The organism is Thiobacillus sp., assembly GCA_024235835.1.
GTDB lineage: Bacteria > Pseudomonadota > Gammaproteobacteria > Burkholderiales > Thiobacillaceae > PFJX01.
Map to the genome: position 1 here is coordinate 942,032 of JACKLQ010000001.1, position 16,843 is coordinate 958,874.

The window sequence follows — 16,843 nt, forward strand, 5'->3', positions numbered from 1 at the left end:
ATGCCCGGGGCTGCTGTTCTATAACAACGGTTACTGCCAGTTGACTGCCAGCACGGGCTCCAGAGCAGTACGGTAGTGGTCCGGAAGGTTGGTGCTTCCCGCTGCCGGCGGCGCGAACGCGGCCATGGCAGAAACCAACGCATCCACCTGGTTGTCCAGCAAGACCTGGCCGTCGCCGGATACGAACCGCTCCGTACGATAGGCCGCGCCGCGATACCAGTTTTGCAGAACGAGCCTGTCTGTAGTGCCGATAACAGAGGCTTCCATGTGGTTGCCGACCTTCCGGAACCAGATCTGGTCATGGCCGACGCCTGGGCCGAAGCGTGCGGTGTCCGTGTTGCCAACAGTGGAATCGTTCTCACGCACGGTGTCGGAGCCATTGCCCAGGTTCAAGAGATAGACATCGCTGCCGCTGCCACCGACGAGGGTGTCTTTTCCGGCCCCGCCGTTCAGGGTATCCCTCCCACCCAGGCCTTTCAGCATGTTGCCGGCTGTGTTGCCAATCAAATCGTTGTCATGTTTGTTGCCGGCACCGTTGATGGCCCCTTTGCCGGTAAGGATCAGGTTTTCAATATTCGCCGGAAGTGTGTAAGTCGTTGCGGACTTCACCAGATCAGAGCCCTTACCCGGATTTTCGACAACCAGATCCGATACGACGTCGACGACAAAGATGTCGTTGCCCATGCCGCCGATCATGGTGTCGGCCCCTATGCCGCCATTGAGGGTGTCGTTGCCGCCAAGTCCCCGGAGCGTGTTGGCACCTCGGTTTCCGGTGAGACCGTTGTTGAGGGAGTTACCGGTGCCGAAGACGGCCGCAGAGCCGGTCAAGGCTAGTTTTTCCAGGTTATCTCCCAGGACGTAGGTGAAGTCTGCCTTGACGGTATCCGTACCTTCATTGGCGAGCTCGGTTACGACATCCTCCGGCCGGTCCACCATGTAGACATCGCTGCCCAGACCGCCGACCAGGGTGTCGATACCCATGCCCCCCCGCAGGGTGTCATTACCAGCAAGGCCGAACAACGTGTTGGCGGCATCGTTTCCGCCCAGTGTATTGGCCAGCTCGTTGCCCGTTCCATCAATGGCCAATCCTCCAGTCAACGCAAGGTTTTCCAGATTGGCGCTCAAGGTGAAGCCGATGGAGCTTTGTACGGTGTCGAAGCCTTCGCCGGAACTTTCCGATGCCACGTCACCCGGATTGTCCACGATGTAGGTGTCGTCACCCTTTCCACCGGCCATCCCATCGGCACCGCCGCCGCCATCGAGGGTATCGTTTCCTTCAAGGCCATATAGGGTTTCATCAGGGCTAGAACCGATCAGTAAATCGTCCACCACAGTGCCGGTCAGGGTGTATGGCAAGGAATTGATCTTCGCCTGGTTCCACTGGGTTCCATCGGCAAATTCCAGCCGGTCGAGCTGGTAGTACCCGGTGGAACCGAGAAACCAATTGGCGAATACGATCTTATCTTCCCCACCGGCAAGGGTGAGCTCCAGGTTGTTGCCGGAAACAACCGCTGCAACGTCGTCAGACCGTATACCCGGGCCAAGCTTGAGTACATCGGTGTAATACTGGCCATGGCTCACACTGATGGTGTCAACGCCCTCGCCAAGGTTGAACACGAAGGTGTCATTACCCAGCCCGTCGAGCAGGGTGTCATTGTCTTTTCCACCCGAGATGAGGTCATCCCCTTCCCCACCATAAAGATGGTCGTCACCGTCGCCGCCATGAAGAGTATCGTTTCCCTCGTCGCCAGCAAGGGTGTCGTTGCCTGCCAGGCCATGGAGGGTTTCATTGTAGCCAGTGCCATAGAGCGACTCGTTCCCTGAGGTGCCGGAGATGGTCATGCCCAAAGCGTTGAGGTGGCCTTTTGTCCACTGTGTACCATCGGCGAAATCCACGCTTTCGAGCTGGTAGTAATAGTTGTATACGAAGGGCGACGGGTCATACCGGAACCAGCCAACGGCAGTGACCATGTCAGTACCGTTCCTGTGAATGAATACCAAATTCTCCCAGTCACGGAGGACAGTAATGTCGGATACCAGGATGCCTTCGCCGAACTTCAGCACGCCATGGGAGTGGTATGCCTCCGGCGTCTCTTGGATGACGTCCTGACCGCCCCCCAACTCGAACAGGTAAGTGTCATAGCCCGCCCCACCCTCCAGGGTATCGTTGCCATCACCGCCGTTCAGGGTGTCACTACCGTATTGGCCGATCAGATCGTCGTTGCCAGCCAGACCGCTGATGACTTCATCGAGGCCGGTGCCCTCGAGGGTGTCATTCCCGTCCGTTCCAATAATGGTTACGAATTCGGCATTGATTTCAGCCTGGGTCCAGAGAGTTCCGTCCGCGAACTCGACGACATCAAGCTGATAAAGCGCCTTGCTCGTTAGGAACCAGTCGGCGACGACCACCTTGTCGACGCCGTCGACATGCCTGAATTCAAGGTCATCCCCAATGCGGACGTACGTGATGTCCGCAGGGGTTATACCAGGGCCGAACCTCAGGACATCCTTGGTGACATCCCCAAGTTTTTCGATGACGGTGTCCGAACCACCCCCAGGATCGAACAGGTAGGTGTCATTGCCTTCACCGCCATCAAGCGTGTCATTCCCACCGGCGCCATTGAAGACCTCGTCGCGCTCCGAACCCGCCAATAGATCGTCGGCTGCCGACCCGGTCAGGTTCAACACCGCATCGCTCAGCCGGGCTTCGCCCCATAGCGTGCCGTCCGCGAACTCGACACGGTCCAGCCTGTGCTCGCCCTGGGTAGCGTCAAACCAGTTCTGGATGATGACCTTGTCCGTACCGTTGGCATGGCGCAGTTCCAAGTCCTTGCCGCTGCCGGCCGGGGAGATGTCGGCTGGCGAAATTCCCGCGCCAAACCTGAGCACATCGGTATCCTCCGGGCCAGAAGCCACATTGATGGTGTCCACCCCTCCACCCAGAGAGAAGAGGAATGTGTCACTGCCTTGGTTGTCGGACAGGGTGTCGTTGCCAAGGCCGCCATGCAGGGTGTCGTTTCCTGGATTTCCGACCAAGCTATCACCGCTTGCTCCACCCTCGATCCAATCATCGACATTCGTACCCCAGATGGAGTCGTATTCGTCCGAGCCCTGCACGACAAAACCCTTGGCCAGCAGTTCCTCATAAGTCAACGATGTCCCGTCGAAGAACTCGAATCGGTCGATGGCCCTTCTAGCGTGCACATCCCAGTTCCGGAAATTGTTCAGGTAGATCGTGTCATTGGAATCAGGCCCAACCTGGATCACCAGGGGTCCACGCTTCAACGTCAGAACGACCTCAGAGATGCCTTCACCGAACCTGAGTACGTTGGGGTTCGGGTTGCCATCAGCATCCAGTTGCCCGCCCGTGTCATTGATCCAGTCTGTGCCATCACCCAGGCTGTACAAATAGGTGTTGCCGCCACCCGCCCCGGTGAGCGTGTCATTGCCCTGGCCCCCGGAGAACGTGGCGCCTCCGCCGGTGGCTGTGAGCGCGTCGTTGACAGAGCCGCCCACCATCACTGCGTCCCGGTCTGCAGTCGAGGCATTGGCCGAGGCGCCATAGGCCCGACCAACGAGTTGCATCCAGCTCAGGCGAGTGCCGTCGGAAAAGCCGAAATTCTCGATGGAACCGGAAAAGCCCTCCCGGATGTAGAGCCAGTCGGCACTGCCGAATCCGAGTGCCATATCCTGGTCGAACTTCAGCAGTTCGACATCGTCGGGACTGACACCGGGACCGAATTCGATGCGGTCATTCCCAGCGAAGTCGCTGACGCTCTCGGCTATACCATTGAGCAGCGGGCTGTCCTCCGGATCGAACAGATATACATCGTCGCCCGCGCCCCCATCCAGGCCGTCCTGGCCAGCGCCACCATGGAGGACATCGTTCCCGCCACCCCCGAGAAGCAGGTCATCGCCCTCGCCGCCAGTCAGGGTGTCGTTACCCTGGAAGTCTTCAGCCAGAGGCTGGTTGGGCGCATTGTCGCCGTACAGAAGATCCGCGCCATCTCCGCCTTCTAGGGCATCGCTACCGCCATCGCCGATCAGACTGTCATCACCGGCACCACCCTCCAGTTGGTCATCGCCGTGGTATTCACCCGCCAGGCCTCCATCGTCCCCTTGCACATAGTCATTGCCCTGCCCGCCTTGCAGTTGGTCCGCCCCGCCTTGTCCGAACAGGAAGTCATCGCCCGTGCCACCTGTGAGCGCATCGGCTCCGTGTTGCTCGCCGGGCAAGCCAAGGTCATCACCCATGAGCCAGTCCTGGCCCCCATCCCCATCAAGATGATCCTCGCCGGCCTGCCCCCAGAGCCTGTCATCACCCTCGCCCCCCTCGAGTCTATCCGCGCCACCACCACCCAGGAGCTTGTCATTTCCCTCGCCGCCGTCGAGAAAATCGCCCCCGTGCTGAAACGCCGGGAGCATGGCATCGTCGCCGATCAGGTCATCATCACCTCCCTGGCCCAACAGCACATCGTCGTCAGCGCCGCCGAAGAGCACGTCCCCTCCGCTGCCACCATCCAGTATGTCATCGCCCTGCTGGCCCAGCAGCCAATCCTCACCCGCGCCGCCGTAGAGGACATCTGCACCGCCGTTGGCGGACTCCATCGCGGTGGCATTGGTGAATTGACGTTCATAGGTCGTGTTAACGTTGGCATCCAGGTCGATGAGGCGGGTGAGGGTCCAGCCAAGGGTGGCGCCTGTCAGGTCTTCATCCCCGGCGAGCATGTCATCGCCGCCCCCACCCAGAAGGCGATCCTCGCCCGCGCCTCCCGCCAGGGCATCATCGCCTGCCTCTCCCACCAGGCAGTCTTCCCCTTCCCCGCCACCAAGCAGGTCGCCCTTCAGGCCGGTGCCGGCCTGGCCCTCCCCGGCCATCAGGGCCGTATCCAGATCCTGTTCGTCTCCGGCAAACAGCCTGTCATTGCCGGATAAACCGTAGATCAAATCCTGCCCCGCATTGCCGAGGGCGGTGTCATCGCCAGTCCCCGCATCGACCATGTCGTTACCGTCGCCACCTTCGAGTCGATCGTGGCCACCGCGATGAGCAAACAAAATGTCATCACCGCCCAGCCCCAGGACAAGGTCGTCTCCCACGCTGTCATAAAGGATGTCGGCCCGGCCGGGATCGGCTTGCCGGGGATCGGTGATGATGTTGTCCAGGACATCGTAGCCGGGCTGCACACCGCCCTGTACAGGGTCCTGGTCCACGGGAGACAAGTCTCCGGTAATGGTCAGCGTTGTTTGCGGAAAAGCGGGGTCTTCCACCAGGCGGATACCGAAGTCGCCAGGTTGGAAGTCTTCCTGGGCCTCGCCCAACTGGAGCGTGCCGCCATCCGGTAGCACCAGGGTCCAAGGCGAGTTGTGGGTGAGCGTGAGAACGGTGCCACCTGGGAGGGTACGAGTCCATACATTCAGGACATTGCCTGCCGCGTCCTTTTGCCGGTTGAAGACGCCGGCGGCATTGAGGTCGTAGAGGCCATCGTTGATGTAGAGCCAGCCACCGTCCACATCGATAATCTTGTCCTGGCCGTCGCCGGTTCGCCACCGATAGATGTCCTGACCCCACCCACCGGCCAGGACATCGTTACCCTTGCCGCCTTCCAGCCAATCTGCGCCACCTTCACCGAACAAAAAGTCATCGCCATCACCACCCAAGAGGACGTCGGCCTTGTTTCCGCCCAGCATGAAGTCATTGCGGGCGTCATTGGGGGTGGTGGCATGCATGCTGCGGCCATCCGACAAGTAATATCGCTCGATGCCGGCCAGGGAGTAGGCCGCCAGATCAACTTGCCCCCGAAGCCAAGCTTCCAGATTGGCGAATCCGTGGACCGTCAACTCCTCCTGGGCCGGATCGCGGTTGATCTGGATGCCACCGTCCAGGGGGGTGAACACCTGCTGGAAGATGCCGCTCTCTGCGCCCGTTTCACGTCCAAACCCCTGGGCGTAATACAGGCTCAGGGCCAAATACGTCAGGATGTAGCCGATGTCGGGGCCAGCGATGCCCGGGCTTGCCAGTTCATCGCGGACGCGACCGATATCGGCAACCAGGGTTTCCAGTGGTTTTTCCCCGGCGACCTGGCGCCGTACCAGCAGGCTCAGGAGATTGTAGTCGGCGCTTTGTTGCGCGTAGTTGAACTCCGAGGTAAACAGCGCCTGTAGCAATTCCGGCCGGGCCCGACTGGCGGCAAGGAATGCCGGAGACATGAGGAAGGCGTCCAGCAGTGCCATAGAATGCATGTCCACCGGGTTTCCGTCGAAGCCCGGCCAGCCCCAGCCGTTGCCGCTGGTGGCGTTGCCTTCCAGGTAGTATTGCTTGCCGTAGATGGGGTGAACGTTCGCAGCCAGAGTCAGCAGTTGGCCCTGATTGAGTACGCCGATACCCAGTAATGCCGCTTGGCCGGTAAACGTCTGCATCAGGGAGAGAACCTCATCCCGGACGTAGTAATGGGTAACCTTGTCGTCCCGGTCCCTGCGGGTAGGGCTGGGAATGAAAGCACCGTTTACGTTGAGATAGGCGTAGGCATCGTAGTTGGCGAAGGCGGCGGGTAGGGTGTAATGCGCTTCCAGCAACGCCTTTTTCAATTCCTCGACGCGTTCCAAGGAATCCGCCGTCTTCTCGAAGGGGGCTTCGTCGAACACCGTGGCCGGCCGGTCGAAGAACACCGCCATGAGAGAGGCCAGACCACCGCCCAGGCTGTGACCGGTGAAACTGATACTGGCACCCGGGTTGGCGTTGAGGACATCCAGATAGAACATGGCGGCATCCGTGACCTGGGGCGCCAGGAAGGCCCCCGTGCCGGCGGGGATGTTGGCCAGCATCCAGTCCTTGGTCTTGTCCACCAGGTTGCCTTCGAAGGTGGTGCCGGTGTAGGCGATGACGATCTCGCCTGTGCCGGTGTTGCGGTAGGCGCGGGCGGTAAAGCCGGAGTCATTGTTGATGCGGTCTGCTTCCATATCTACCCAGCCATTGGGTATCGGTATGGCGTTGTTTTCGCTCGTGACTAAGTCTTTCACCGCGTAGGCGTTGGAAGCCATCAGGGCATATTCGATGCTGGAAGTCATGGTTCCCAATTCCACAGTTCAGGCAGTTGGCAAAGATCAGGAGTGGGAGGAAGAAAGACTTCCGAGGTGTTGGTGGTCTCTGTCTTGCTGCCCCTGCGCTTTTCACAAGCACCTTGCCTGTGTGGATAGTCCGTCAGACTCTGGATCCGCCCGTTAGTCTGTTTCATGGCGACGTAGATGCTGTCCCGGCCTTCCTTCATTTCCACGGACAAGCGGCCGCGCACATCCCCCGCGGGGTACCGACCCCAGGCGCTCAATAGCAGGTTGGTGCGGCGGATTTCCTTGGGGAACTGCTCGTAGGGAATCTTCTTCCAGCCCCCGTTTTCCCAGACGAAGTAGATGGCGTTGGTGGCCGGGTAATCGTGGAACATGCATGTCTCCGAACCACTGATGGGCACCTTGACGTAGACCTTGCCATCCACAATGTCGAGGATTTCCGGCTGGTAACGGGGACCGCCCTTGGACTTCCAGTACACCCCCATCTCGGGGTAGCAGAACTCGTAGTACTGGACGAGACCCCGCGGGTTCATGCCGGAGACAGGGAAACCACCGCCCCCCGAGGCCTCCCGCCGCTTGATGAGGATGACCCTGCCGTCATGGAGCTTGACCTCCTCGTCCCAGACCAGGGTGGTGGTGTCGGGGTCTTTAAGGGCTTTTTCCACGCCTTCCAGGATGCGCTTGCCCTGTTGGATCTGGTCGCAGGCGGCCAGCAGGGGCGCCATGGCCAGCGTCACCACCAGATACACCCATCGTCTCTGCATGATTTGCCTTCCCTTACCGGGCCGCCATTATTCTGGGACCACTAATATGTGGTCGATAAAATACCCAGCGAACCAAGCCGGTTCAATTTGACGAAAGTAATATGGGCCTGGCTTTTTTCACCGCGACCATGTCTGACGGCTTGCCCAACAGGTGCTGCCTGTTGCCGGTTCGGTGTTGCCCAAGTTCCAGCTCAGGGACTTGGGGTTGCCCTATCAGGTACGATGGGTGATTCGGGACAGCGCTGGTGTTGCAACCAGGGTGCCTGCCAGGCTTCAGGGCTTCACCAGCTTGGCCTTGTCTACCTCATCCACGGCATCGAACCCCCAGGCCTCCCACGTGTACCAGTCCTCCCCCAGGACTTCCATGGGGTGCTCGGTGCGGCCGGAGCCGTTGTCGCACTGGAGGTCGTCCGCCGGGCAGTATTTGTCGCAGCCCCAGCAGATGCGCTCGGGGTGCTTGGGGTGCAGGGGGAACTTCTGGGGCTTCTTCACGATGGGGCGGGCAGCAGGATGATCACGCTACCAGCGTAGCCCACCCGACGGCCCCCGTGCTGCGGCGGCCCCGGGGTGCCGGTTCATCAATAGGCGATGCAGGATTCGCACACGGTGCCCGTCACGTCCCGCTTCAGGTGGGCGGCCCGCAGGGCCACGAAGGCGGGGGAGTTCCAGGCTTCCATGAAGGACTGCTTGTTCAGGTCTCCCATGGTCCACTTGGAGTTGGCGTCGAAGCAGCAGGCCGAGAGCATGCCTTCCGCGGTGACATGGCCTTCGGTGAAGGCGGACCAGCAGGGCAAAGGCTCCCGCAGGGCCTCCAGGCGACCCTGGTTGCCGGCGGTGGGGCGGTAGCCCAGTTCCTCTTCCCGCTGGGTGGCGAAGGCGCCCATGGAATACAGGGGCAGCCAGTAGTGCTGGTCCACGTAGGGCCGCACGCGCTCGTTGAGCAGGGCTTCCATCTTGGCGAGCTGTTCGCCGTCGTAATGGATCGACGAGGCGTACAGGCCGGTCTTGTAGCCCTTTTCCTGGCGGATTTCCCAGGTGGACTTGATGTTATCCAGGGCACGGTAGAACAGCTTGCCCGACACGGCCATGATCTTCTTGAACTGCTCCTCGTCCGCCGCGTTGCAGGACCACTTGAGGGAGTCCAGCCCCGCCTCCATGCAGGCGTCCACGGCCTCGGGGAATGACATGGAGGCATTGGAAGTGAGGAAAACGTAAGGCATGCCGATCTCGGACTTCAGATACTTGATGCAGTCCACCAGGAGGCGGGGGTTCATGAAGGATTCGCCCAGGTAGAACACCCCGATCTCCTCCACGCCGGCGTCGCGCATCTCCCTGGTGATGCGCTTGAACAGGTTGAAATCCATGTCCCACTTGGGCTGCTTCTCCCGGGTGCGCAGGGCGCAGAAGCCGCAGCGGTAGTTGCAGCGGGGCGATATCTCGATCTTCACGCTCTTGGGCGCGGGCAACTCGGCCTTCTGGTATTCCAGCGGGATCTTGGTGATGGCGTCGATACGGTCGGTGATCATGGTGCTCTTCCTCTGGGGCGTTGGGGCTGATGGGCTGCGTCGTTAGTGGTTCACGGGCCTCGGGGATACGAGGCCCTCAGGGTTTCAATGACATTTGGCGCAGGCGTAGCGTCAGCATGCCCAGGGGTCCGGGCATCTTTTCCGCCAGGACTTCCAGTTCGACCGAGTCCAGCATGTTCTTCACCGTGAGGCCCAGGTCGGTATCGCCCTCGATGAGCAGGCGGCGGTTGAAGAACAGGGTGTCAGGGTCTTCCAGGCGCAGGGCCAGGCGGGCGAAGTCCTGGGTGGTGGCTGTGAAAGTCACGTCCGCCTGACCGTTGGGCTCGGCGTGGAAGCCGCCAGGACCCACGGAAAAATACAGGCGCAGGCCCATGTCCTTCACCATCACGCAGAAGCGCCGCCCCCGCAGATGGTCCCAGTCCAGGTCCCGCAAGGCGGGCCAGGCCGCCAGGTTGCATGCGGCGGCGAAGGCGCGTGAGGCGGGCCAGGGGGGCAGCCTGGTGATGATCCGGGCCAAGGGCTTGGGAAACTGACCGGGGAACTTGCCGGTGAGCGCACGAGGGAGTGCACGAGGAAACGCGCTAGGCAGGAAAGCAGGCAGTTGCATCATCAAGCTCCTTGGTAAGCCATGCCAGCCTCACCCAGCCAGTAGCCATCGCAAGGCTGGCCGGGCATGAAGCGGTCGAGTTTCTTGGTGGCGTCCGGCGTGGCGATGTTGCCGTCCAGCAGGGCGCGGAACACCTCAACCACCCGGCCCATCTGGCGGGCCTGGGGCGAGAGCCGCAGCACGTCCACACCGGTATCGCGCAGTTCATCCAGCCTGTGCGCCAGGTTCATGACCTTGGCGGACTGGGTCTGGATGCCGTTGAGGGTGAGAAAGTCCTCCCCTTCCCGGCTGCGCAGGGTGAGGCCGTCCGGGTGGTCCAGGCATTTGAACTGGCAGTCGTCCTTCTGCAGGTTGTAATGGCGGGCGGTGAAGCAGCGGGCGGAGAAAGCCAGGGGCAGACGGCCGTAGCTGAACAACTCGGTTTCCAAGCCGGCGGGATAGGCCTCGGAGCCCAGCATGGCGGCCAGCATATCCCGGGGCATTTCCACGGGGGGCACCCAGCGCTTGGCGCCCATGTCCGCCAGCATGGCCAGGGTATCCGGGTTGTAGGCGTTGAGGGTGGGCCCGGCGACGAAGGGCCGGCCCGCCTCCGCCAGCAGGCGCACTGCGCCCCATTCGTTGGCCTCGGCTGAAAAACGCTCATCGGCCACCAGCTTGCGCAGGGCCTTCAGGTCGGATTCCGATTCGATGAGGGTCTGGGTGGAAATCACCACCTCCTTGCCCGCGGCGGCCAGCTTCTCCGCCAGGTCCAGGTAGTCCGCCAGGCGCAGCAGGTGGCGGCGGGAGCACACGGTCTCGCCAAGGTAGACGATGTCCACGGGCCAGCCGGCGGCGGCCTCGTAGAAGGCCAGGGTGTCTTCCCGGGACCAGTAGTAGAGGAGCGGGCCGAGGGAAATCTTCATGATTCAGTAAAGGGGGAAGGGGGAAGGGTAAAGGGTGCGTGGGGCGGGGGTTTCACCCTTCCCCCTTGAGCGCCGGAGGCGCGGACCCTTCCCCCTTCACTAACAGTCATTTCCAAGGCCGGTAATAGGCACCCAGGGTGTGCATGCTGCCCTCGGAGACCTTGTTGAGTTCCGCCATCCAGGCGGGATTGGGCTTGAAGCTGTCGGCGTTGCGCTTCACCGCGTCGATGGCGGCCCGCCAGACCTTTGTGACCTGGGCCACATAGGCGGGACTGCGCTGGCGGCCCTCGATCTTGATGGCGGCTATCCCTAAGCGGGCCATCTCCGGCAGCATTTCCATGCTGTTCAGGCTGGTGGGTTCCTCCAGGGCGTAGTAGGTCTCGCCCTGGACCTCGAAGCGGCCCTTGCACAGGGTGGGGTAGCCCGCCTTCTCGTTGTCGGCATAGCGGTCGATGAGCACGCCGTTGAGGCGGGTCTCCATGCCCTGGGGGGTCTGCTCCCAGCGCACGGCGTGGCCCGGGGAGCAGGCGCCGAAGGTGTTGGGGGAATCGCCGCAGGCGTAGGAGGACAGCAGGCAGCGACCCTCCACCATGACGCACAGGCCGCCGAAGCCGAACAGTTCGATCTCCACGTCCGTGTGCTGCACCACGTTCTCCACCTGGGCCAGGGACAGCACCCGGGGCAGCACGGCACGCTGGATGCCGAAGCGCTCGCGGTAGAAGTTCACCGCCTCGTAGCTGGTGGCGGAGCCCTGCACGGAGAGATGCAGGCGCAGTTCCGGATGGGTCTTGCGGGCGTAGGCCATGAGGCCCGGGTCCGCCAGGATGATGGCGTCCACGCCAGAGGTGGCGGCGGTGTCCACGGCGGCATGCCAGCGGGCCAGGGTGGCGGGCTGGGGGTAGGTGTTCAGGGCCATGAGCACCTTGGCGCCCTTGGCATGGGCGTAGCGGATGCCCTCGGCCAGGGCCTTGTTGTCGAAGTTCAGGCCCGAGAAGTTGCGGGCGTTGGTGTTGTCCTTTAGGCCCAGATAGACGCCGTCGGCGCCGTTGTCCACGGCGGCCTTCAGGGCCGGCAGGCTGCCAGCGGGGCAGATGAGTTCAAGCAGGGGCTTCATAGATCGATGAAAGATTCGGGTTCCGGCTCGGGCATATCGTCGTTATAAACACCTTCTAGTCCGCTTTTGTGTCCAGAAAGAGCACTGCCCTGGCGTGTGCCCCGCCGTTCCAGCTCGGCCACGATGGCATTCACCACGGGCCACTTCTGGCTGCACCAGGTTGGCGCAAGCAGCAGTTGCGCGGGGGCGGTGCCGGTGACCCGGTGGTAGATCACATCGTGGGGGGTACGCTCGATGAGGTCGGCGGCAATCTGCACGTATTCCTCAAGACTGAGGGGGACATACTCCCCCCGCCGCCACTCGTTGGCGAGCTGGGTGCCCTTCACCACGTGGAGGGGATGGAGCTTCAAGCCGTCGGTGCCGATGTCCATGACGATGTCCAGGGTCTCCAGGCTATGCCAGGCCGCCTCGCCGGGCATTCCGGCGATGAGGTGGGTGCAAACGGGAATTCCACGGGCACGGGCCGCTTTGCAGGTGTGGATGTACTCCTGCAGGCCGTGCCCCCGGTTAACCCGCTTCAGGCTTTCATCGAAGGCGGACTGCAGGCCCAGTTCCAACCAGACTTCCAGCCCCTGGTGCTGATAAGACGCCAGGAGGTCCAGCACGGCGGGAGGCACGCAGTCCGGCCGGGTGCCCACGGAAAGGCCGATCATGCCTTCCAGGGCCATGGCCTGGTCGTACATGCTCTTGAGGGAATCCACGTGGGCGTAGGTGTTGGTATAGGCCTGGAAGTAGGCCATGTACTTGCGTGCCCTGGTGCGCCGGGCGATGCCCCGGCGGCCGGAAGCCAGCTGGTCATGGAGGGGGGCTGGCTGGCGCCCGTTGGGGCTGAAGGAGGCGTTGTTGCAAAAGGTGCAACCGCCGATGCCCTTGCTGCCGTCCCGGTTGGGGCAGGTAAAGCCCGCATCCAGGGCGATCTTGTGCACACGCTCTCCATGCTTGTGTTTGAGCCACTGGCCGAAGGTGTGCACGCGATCGGACAACATCATGTTTCGTAGCTTACTCCTTCAGACGGCCTTGACGACAAAGTCGATCATCACGCCATCCTCGCCCTGCTCCAGATAGTTGATTTCCACCCGGTCGCCGTAGCGGGCAAGCATCTGCTGCAGCAGGGGGATGGGGTTGTGGTCGTTGATGAAACGCATGCGCTCGCCGGGCTGGAGGGAGTCCAGGGCGCCGAAGATGGCGGCATGGCGGAAGCGCTTGGCGATGCCACGGGCGTCGAAGCCGTAGATGCCGTCGGGGCGGTTGTGGTTGTGGACGATGGGCTGGACGGGGATGTTGATGTTCATGGAAATGCCTTGGGATTCAGTCAGTGGAGGAGCCTGGATAGTCGAGTGGATTACTGGGTCTTGCCTTGATTAATGTCAGGGGCAAGGGGCAAGGGGCAAGCCAGCCTGATCAACCTACAGCAACCGTTTGCTTTCCCTGTGCCTGCAGGCCCCAAACGCCGCCCTTGCCCCTTGATCCTGCCTCAGTGTTCCCCCTTGGTCTTGCGGATGCCGGCCATGCGATTGCCCTGCTTCTGGGGCCCTCCCATGGGAAAGATGTCATGGAGATAACGGCTGTTACCCCGTTCCGGCCCCCAATATTGACGGAAATGCTTCACCATATCCCTTACTGGTGACTGAACGCCGTGCTCCTCGTAATACTCGCGGATGAAACGGATCACTTCCCAATGCTCATCCGTCAAGGTCAGCCCCTCCTGGGCCGCCAGGGCTACCGCATAGTTCTCGCTCCATTCGTCCATGTTCAGGATGTAGCCTTCCGGATCGGTCAACACCTCCTTGCCATCCACCATGAGCTTGCGGGTATAGATGGCGTAGGGGTTGGTGGTATTCACCGCATCGTCCCGGTAATGAATTTTTGGCATCTCATACATGATCATATCCTCATGTTTTTAAATAAAACCCGCCGTGCGCATTCCGTGAAAACATGCGGGACGCATCGCTGAGGAAGGCACGGAATAAATGTTACACGCACGGCGGTAAAGTCACTTACCAGGGGCTCCTCAAGCCCGCTTTGCCCGTACGATCTGGTAGGCACGGAACAGGTAGCCCACGGGCGCGCTCCAGACATGCACGAGACGGGTAAAGGGGAAGAACAGGAAGACTGACAGGCCCAGGAAGATGTGCAGCTTGTAAACCGTATCCAGCGGGCGCAGCAGCTCGGGATTGGGTTGCAGGATGACCACGCTCTGGACGTATTCGGTGAGCCGGATCATTACCGTGAAATCCTTGTGCTCCGCATGGCCGAAGGACCAGAAGATGGTGGAAAAGCCCACGCAGGCGGTCAGGATCAGCCAGCCCAGGATGTTGATGTCCATCCACCGGCTGGCGGCCCGCACCCGCTTGTTGAACATGCGCCGCATCCACAAGATGGTGCCGCCGAAGATCACCATCAGGCCGAAGATGCCGCCGGCGAAGATGGCGATACCCTGGTGGGCCTCATCGGTAATACCCAGGGCCTGGAAGACCGCGTGGGGCGTGAGCATGCCCACCAGGTGTCCGAAGAAGATACCCAGCATGCCGATGTGGAACACGTTGCTGGCAAAGCGCATGTACTGCTTGGACAGCAACTGGCTGGAATCGCTCTTCCACGTGTATTGCTCGTGGTCGAAGCGGATCCAGCTGCCCAGGGCGAAGGTGGCCAGGGCAAGGTAGGGATAGACCCCATAGAGGATGGTGTGCAGGTCGATATTCATGATGGTCTCCAGATTCAGGCAGCGGCTTCAGCCACGGGCTGGGCCAGTTGGCTGCGTTGTTCCACCAGTCGCACCAGGGGTGCGTAGGGGCTTTCGGCCTTTTCCAGGTTGGCGGCCAGCTGGTTCAGCACCTTGCTCCACTGGGACAGGAACATGCGCGCCTCCTCGGCCTCCAGCTGGGCGGCGAACTCCAGCAACAGGGGTAGGTGGTCCGGCAACTCGTGGGGACTGCCGTCGTTGGCGGCGATCTCCAGGCCGTATTGCTTGTAGTACTCGGTGAGGTCGATGAGGGCGGGCCCCCGGTTCTTGTCGTCACCGAACAGATGGTGGGTCAGGTGCAGGGCGTGCTCCGGCGTGAGGTCGAAGGTCTGCACATAGGCCGCCTGGGACTCGGTCAGATCCTGGTCCGCCAGGCGGCGCATGAAGCGTTCCAGCACCACCCATTCCGTGGCCTCGAAACCCTGGCGCAGGACGCCATGCAGCTGGGGCAGCGCGGCCGTGAGTTCCGGGCTCGGGTACTCGAGCAATTTGGAAAGCAGTTTGTAGAACATGACGTTTCTCCTTATCAACGCTCGTCGGCGGATGGGGCCGGTTGCAGGGACTCCACCGTCTCCTTGCGCCGCTCGGGGAACAGGGAGTTGGGGGAGATGCCGGGCGACGAGTCATTGCCGAAGCTGAAGCCGTTCTGGCCCTGGAAGGCGTAGAAGTCCTCCAGGCTCACTTCCTGGTGACCCGTGGGGATGACGAAGCGGTCCTCGTAGTTGGCGATGGCCAGGTAGCGGTACATCTCCAGGGCCATGTCCACGCTCATGCCGATCTCGTCCAGGGCGCGGGTGTCCGGCGTGCCTTCCACGTGCACCGAGCGCTGGTAGGCGCGCATGGCGATCATTCGCTTCAGGGCCGAGACGATGGGCGCCTCCTTGCCTGCGGTAAGCAGGTTGGCCAGGTATTTCACCGGCATGCGCAGGTTTTCCACCGGCGGTATGACGCTGCCCGGGTCGGAAGACAGGGCGCCCTGGTCGATGTGGGACTGCACCGGCGACAGGGGCGGCACGTACCACACCATGGGCAGGGTGCGGAATTCCGGGTGCATGGGGAAGGCGATCTTCCATTCCACCGCCATCTTGTAGATGGGAGACTTGCGCGCCGCTTCCATCCAGTCATCGGGGATGCCGTCGATGCGGGCCTGCTCGATGACCTTGGGATCATTGGGGTCGAGGAAGATGTCCAGCTGGGCCTGGTAGAGATCCTGTTCGTTGGGGACCGAGGCCAGGGCTTCGATCTTGTCGGCGTCGTACAGCATGATGCCGTTGTAGCGGATGCGGCCGACGCAAGATTCCGAGCACACGGTGGGCATGCCGGATTCCACGCGGGGATAGCAGCCGATGCACTTTTCCGCCTTGCCGGATTCCCAGTTGTAGAACACCTTCTTGTAAGGGCAGGAGCTGATGCACATGCGCCAGCCGCGGCACTTGTCCTGGTCCACCAGCACGATGCCGTCTTCCTCGCGCTTGTAGAGCGAGCCGGAGGGGCAGGAGGCGACGCAGGCCGGGTTGATGCAGTGGTTGCAGATGCGCGGCAGGTACATGTGGAAGGTGTTCTCGAACTGCTTGTAGATTTCCTTCTCCAGGTCGCGCATGTTGCGGTCCTTGGCTCGCTTCTCGAACTCGCCGGCCAGGTCGTCCTCCCAGTTGGGACCCCAGGTGATCTTCTCCATCTTCTCGCCGGTGATCTGGGACACGGGCCGGGCCGTGGGGGCCGCTTCGGACAGGGGCGCGTTCTGCAGACGGGCGTAGTCGAAGGTGAACGGCTCGTAGTAGTCGTCGATCTCCGGCATGTCCGGGTTGGCGAAGATGTTCAGCAGGCGGTCCAGCTTGGAGCCGGACTTCAGTTGCAGCTTGCCGTTCTTCAGCTCCCAGCCGCCGCGCCAGATCTCCTGGTTCTCCCACTGCTTGGGATAGCCGATGCCGGGCTTGGATTCCACGTTGTTGAACCAGGCGTATTCCACACCCTTGCGGTTGGTCCACACGTTCTTGCAGGTCACTGAACAGGTGTGGCAACCGATGCACTTGTCCAGGTTGAATACGAAGGCGAATTGCGCACGAACTTTCATATCAATCTCCTAACTCGTAGGGCGGATCAGGCACTGCCGTAATCCGCCGTT

At 61.7% G+C, this 16,843-nt stretch carries 13 protein-coding genes; all 13 read right to left on the reverse strand.

Annotated elements, in window-relative coordinates; genetic code table 11:
* Positions 1-30 precede the first annotated feature (30 nt).
* Positions 31-7,065, reverse strand: a complete 7,035-nt coding sequence (locus H6935_04580) for a hypothetical protein (GenBank protein ID MCP5277621.1) — start codon at positions 7,063-7,065, stop codon at positions 31-33.
* The gene (locus H6935_04585) at positions 7,062-7,826 is read right to left on the reverse strand and encodes a hypothetical protein (GenBank protein ID MCP5277622.1); all 765 of its coding nucleotides are present in this window, start codon (positions 7,824-7,826) and stop codon (positions 7,062-7,064) included. Before H6935_04585 ends, H6935_04580 begins: the two co-directional genes overlap by 4 nt.
* A gap of 273 nt (positions 7,827-8,099) precedes the next feature.
* A complete protein-coding gene (locus tag H6935_04590) occupies positions 8,100-8,318 on the reverse strand; it encodes a DUF3079 domain-containing protein (GenBank protein ID MCP5277623.1) in 219 nt (72 codons plus the stop codon).
* 86 nt (positions 8,319-8,404) lie between these two features.
* Positions 8,405-9,352: a radical SAM protein gene (locus H6935_04595; protein MCP5277624.1), complete on the reverse strand. Its 948-nt coding sequence runs from the start codon at positions 9,350-9,352 to the stop codon at positions 8,405-8,407.
* A gap of 76 nt (positions 9,353-9,428) precedes the next feature.
* Positions 9,429-9,959 (reverse strand): SCP2 sterol-binding domain-containing protein, encoded by a 531-nt coding sequence (locus tag H6935_04600; GenBank protein MCP5277625.1) that lies wholly within the window; start codon positions 9,957-9,959, stop codon positions 9,429-9,431.
* A gap of 2 nt (positions 9,960-9,961) precedes the next feature.
* The gene (locus H6935_04605) at positions 9,962-10,861 is read right to left on the reverse strand and encodes a U32 family peptidase (GenBank protein ID MCP5277626.1); all 900 of its coding nucleotides are present in this window, start codon (positions 10,859-10,861) and stop codon (positions 9,962-9,964) included.
* Positions 10,862-10,967: 106 nt separating this feature from the next.
* Positions 10,968-11,975 (reverse strand): U32 family peptidase, encoded by a 1,008-nt coding sequence (locus H6935_04610; protein MCP5277627.1) that lies wholly within the window; start codon positions 11,973-11,975, stop codon positions 10,968-10,970.
* Positions 11,972-12,964 (reverse strand): TIGR01212 family radical SAM protein, encoded by a 993-nt coding sequence (locus H6935_04615; protein ID MCP5277628.1) that lies wholly within the window; start codon positions 12,962-12,964, stop codon positions 11,972-11,974. The genes H6935_04610 and H6935_04615 overlap by 4 nt, the downstream gene beginning before the upstream one ends.
* A gap of 18 nt (positions 12,965-12,982) precedes the next feature.
* Positions 12,983-13,267 (reverse strand): DUF2249 domain-containing protein, encoded by a 285-nt coding sequence (locus H6935_04620; GenBank protein ID MCP5277629.1) that lies wholly within the window; start codon positions 13,265-13,267, stop codon positions 12,983-12,985.
* 182 nt (positions 13,268-13,449) lie between these two features.
* Positions 13,450-13,848 (reverse strand): TusE/DsrC/DsvC family sulfur relay protein, encoded by a 399-nt coding sequence (locus tag H6935_04625; GenBank protein MCP5277630.1) that lies wholly within the window; start codon positions 13,846-13,848, stop codon positions 13,450-13,452.
* Between the two features lie 138 nt (positions 13,849-13,986).
* Positions 13,987-14,673, reverse strand: coding sequence for a respiratory nitrate reductase subunit gamma (narI, locus tag H6935_04630; protein ID MCP5277631.1), 687 nt, complete (start codon positions 14,671-14,673; stop codon positions 13,987-13,989).
* Between the two features lie 20 nt (positions 14,674-14,693).
* Positions 14,694-15,230, reverse strand: coding sequence for a nitrate reductase molybdenum cofactor assembly chaperone (narJ, locus tag H6935_04635; protein ID MCP5277632.1), 537 nt, complete (start codon positions 15,228-15,230; stop codon positions 14,694-14,696).
* A gap of 14 nt (positions 15,231-15,244) precedes the next feature.
* Positions 15,245-16,792, reverse strand: coding sequence for a nitrate reductase subunit beta (gene narH, locus H6935_04640; protein ID MCP5277633.1), 1,548 nt, complete (start codon positions 16,790-16,792; stop codon positions 15,245-15,247).
* Positions 16,793-16,843 lie beyond the last annotated feature (51 nt).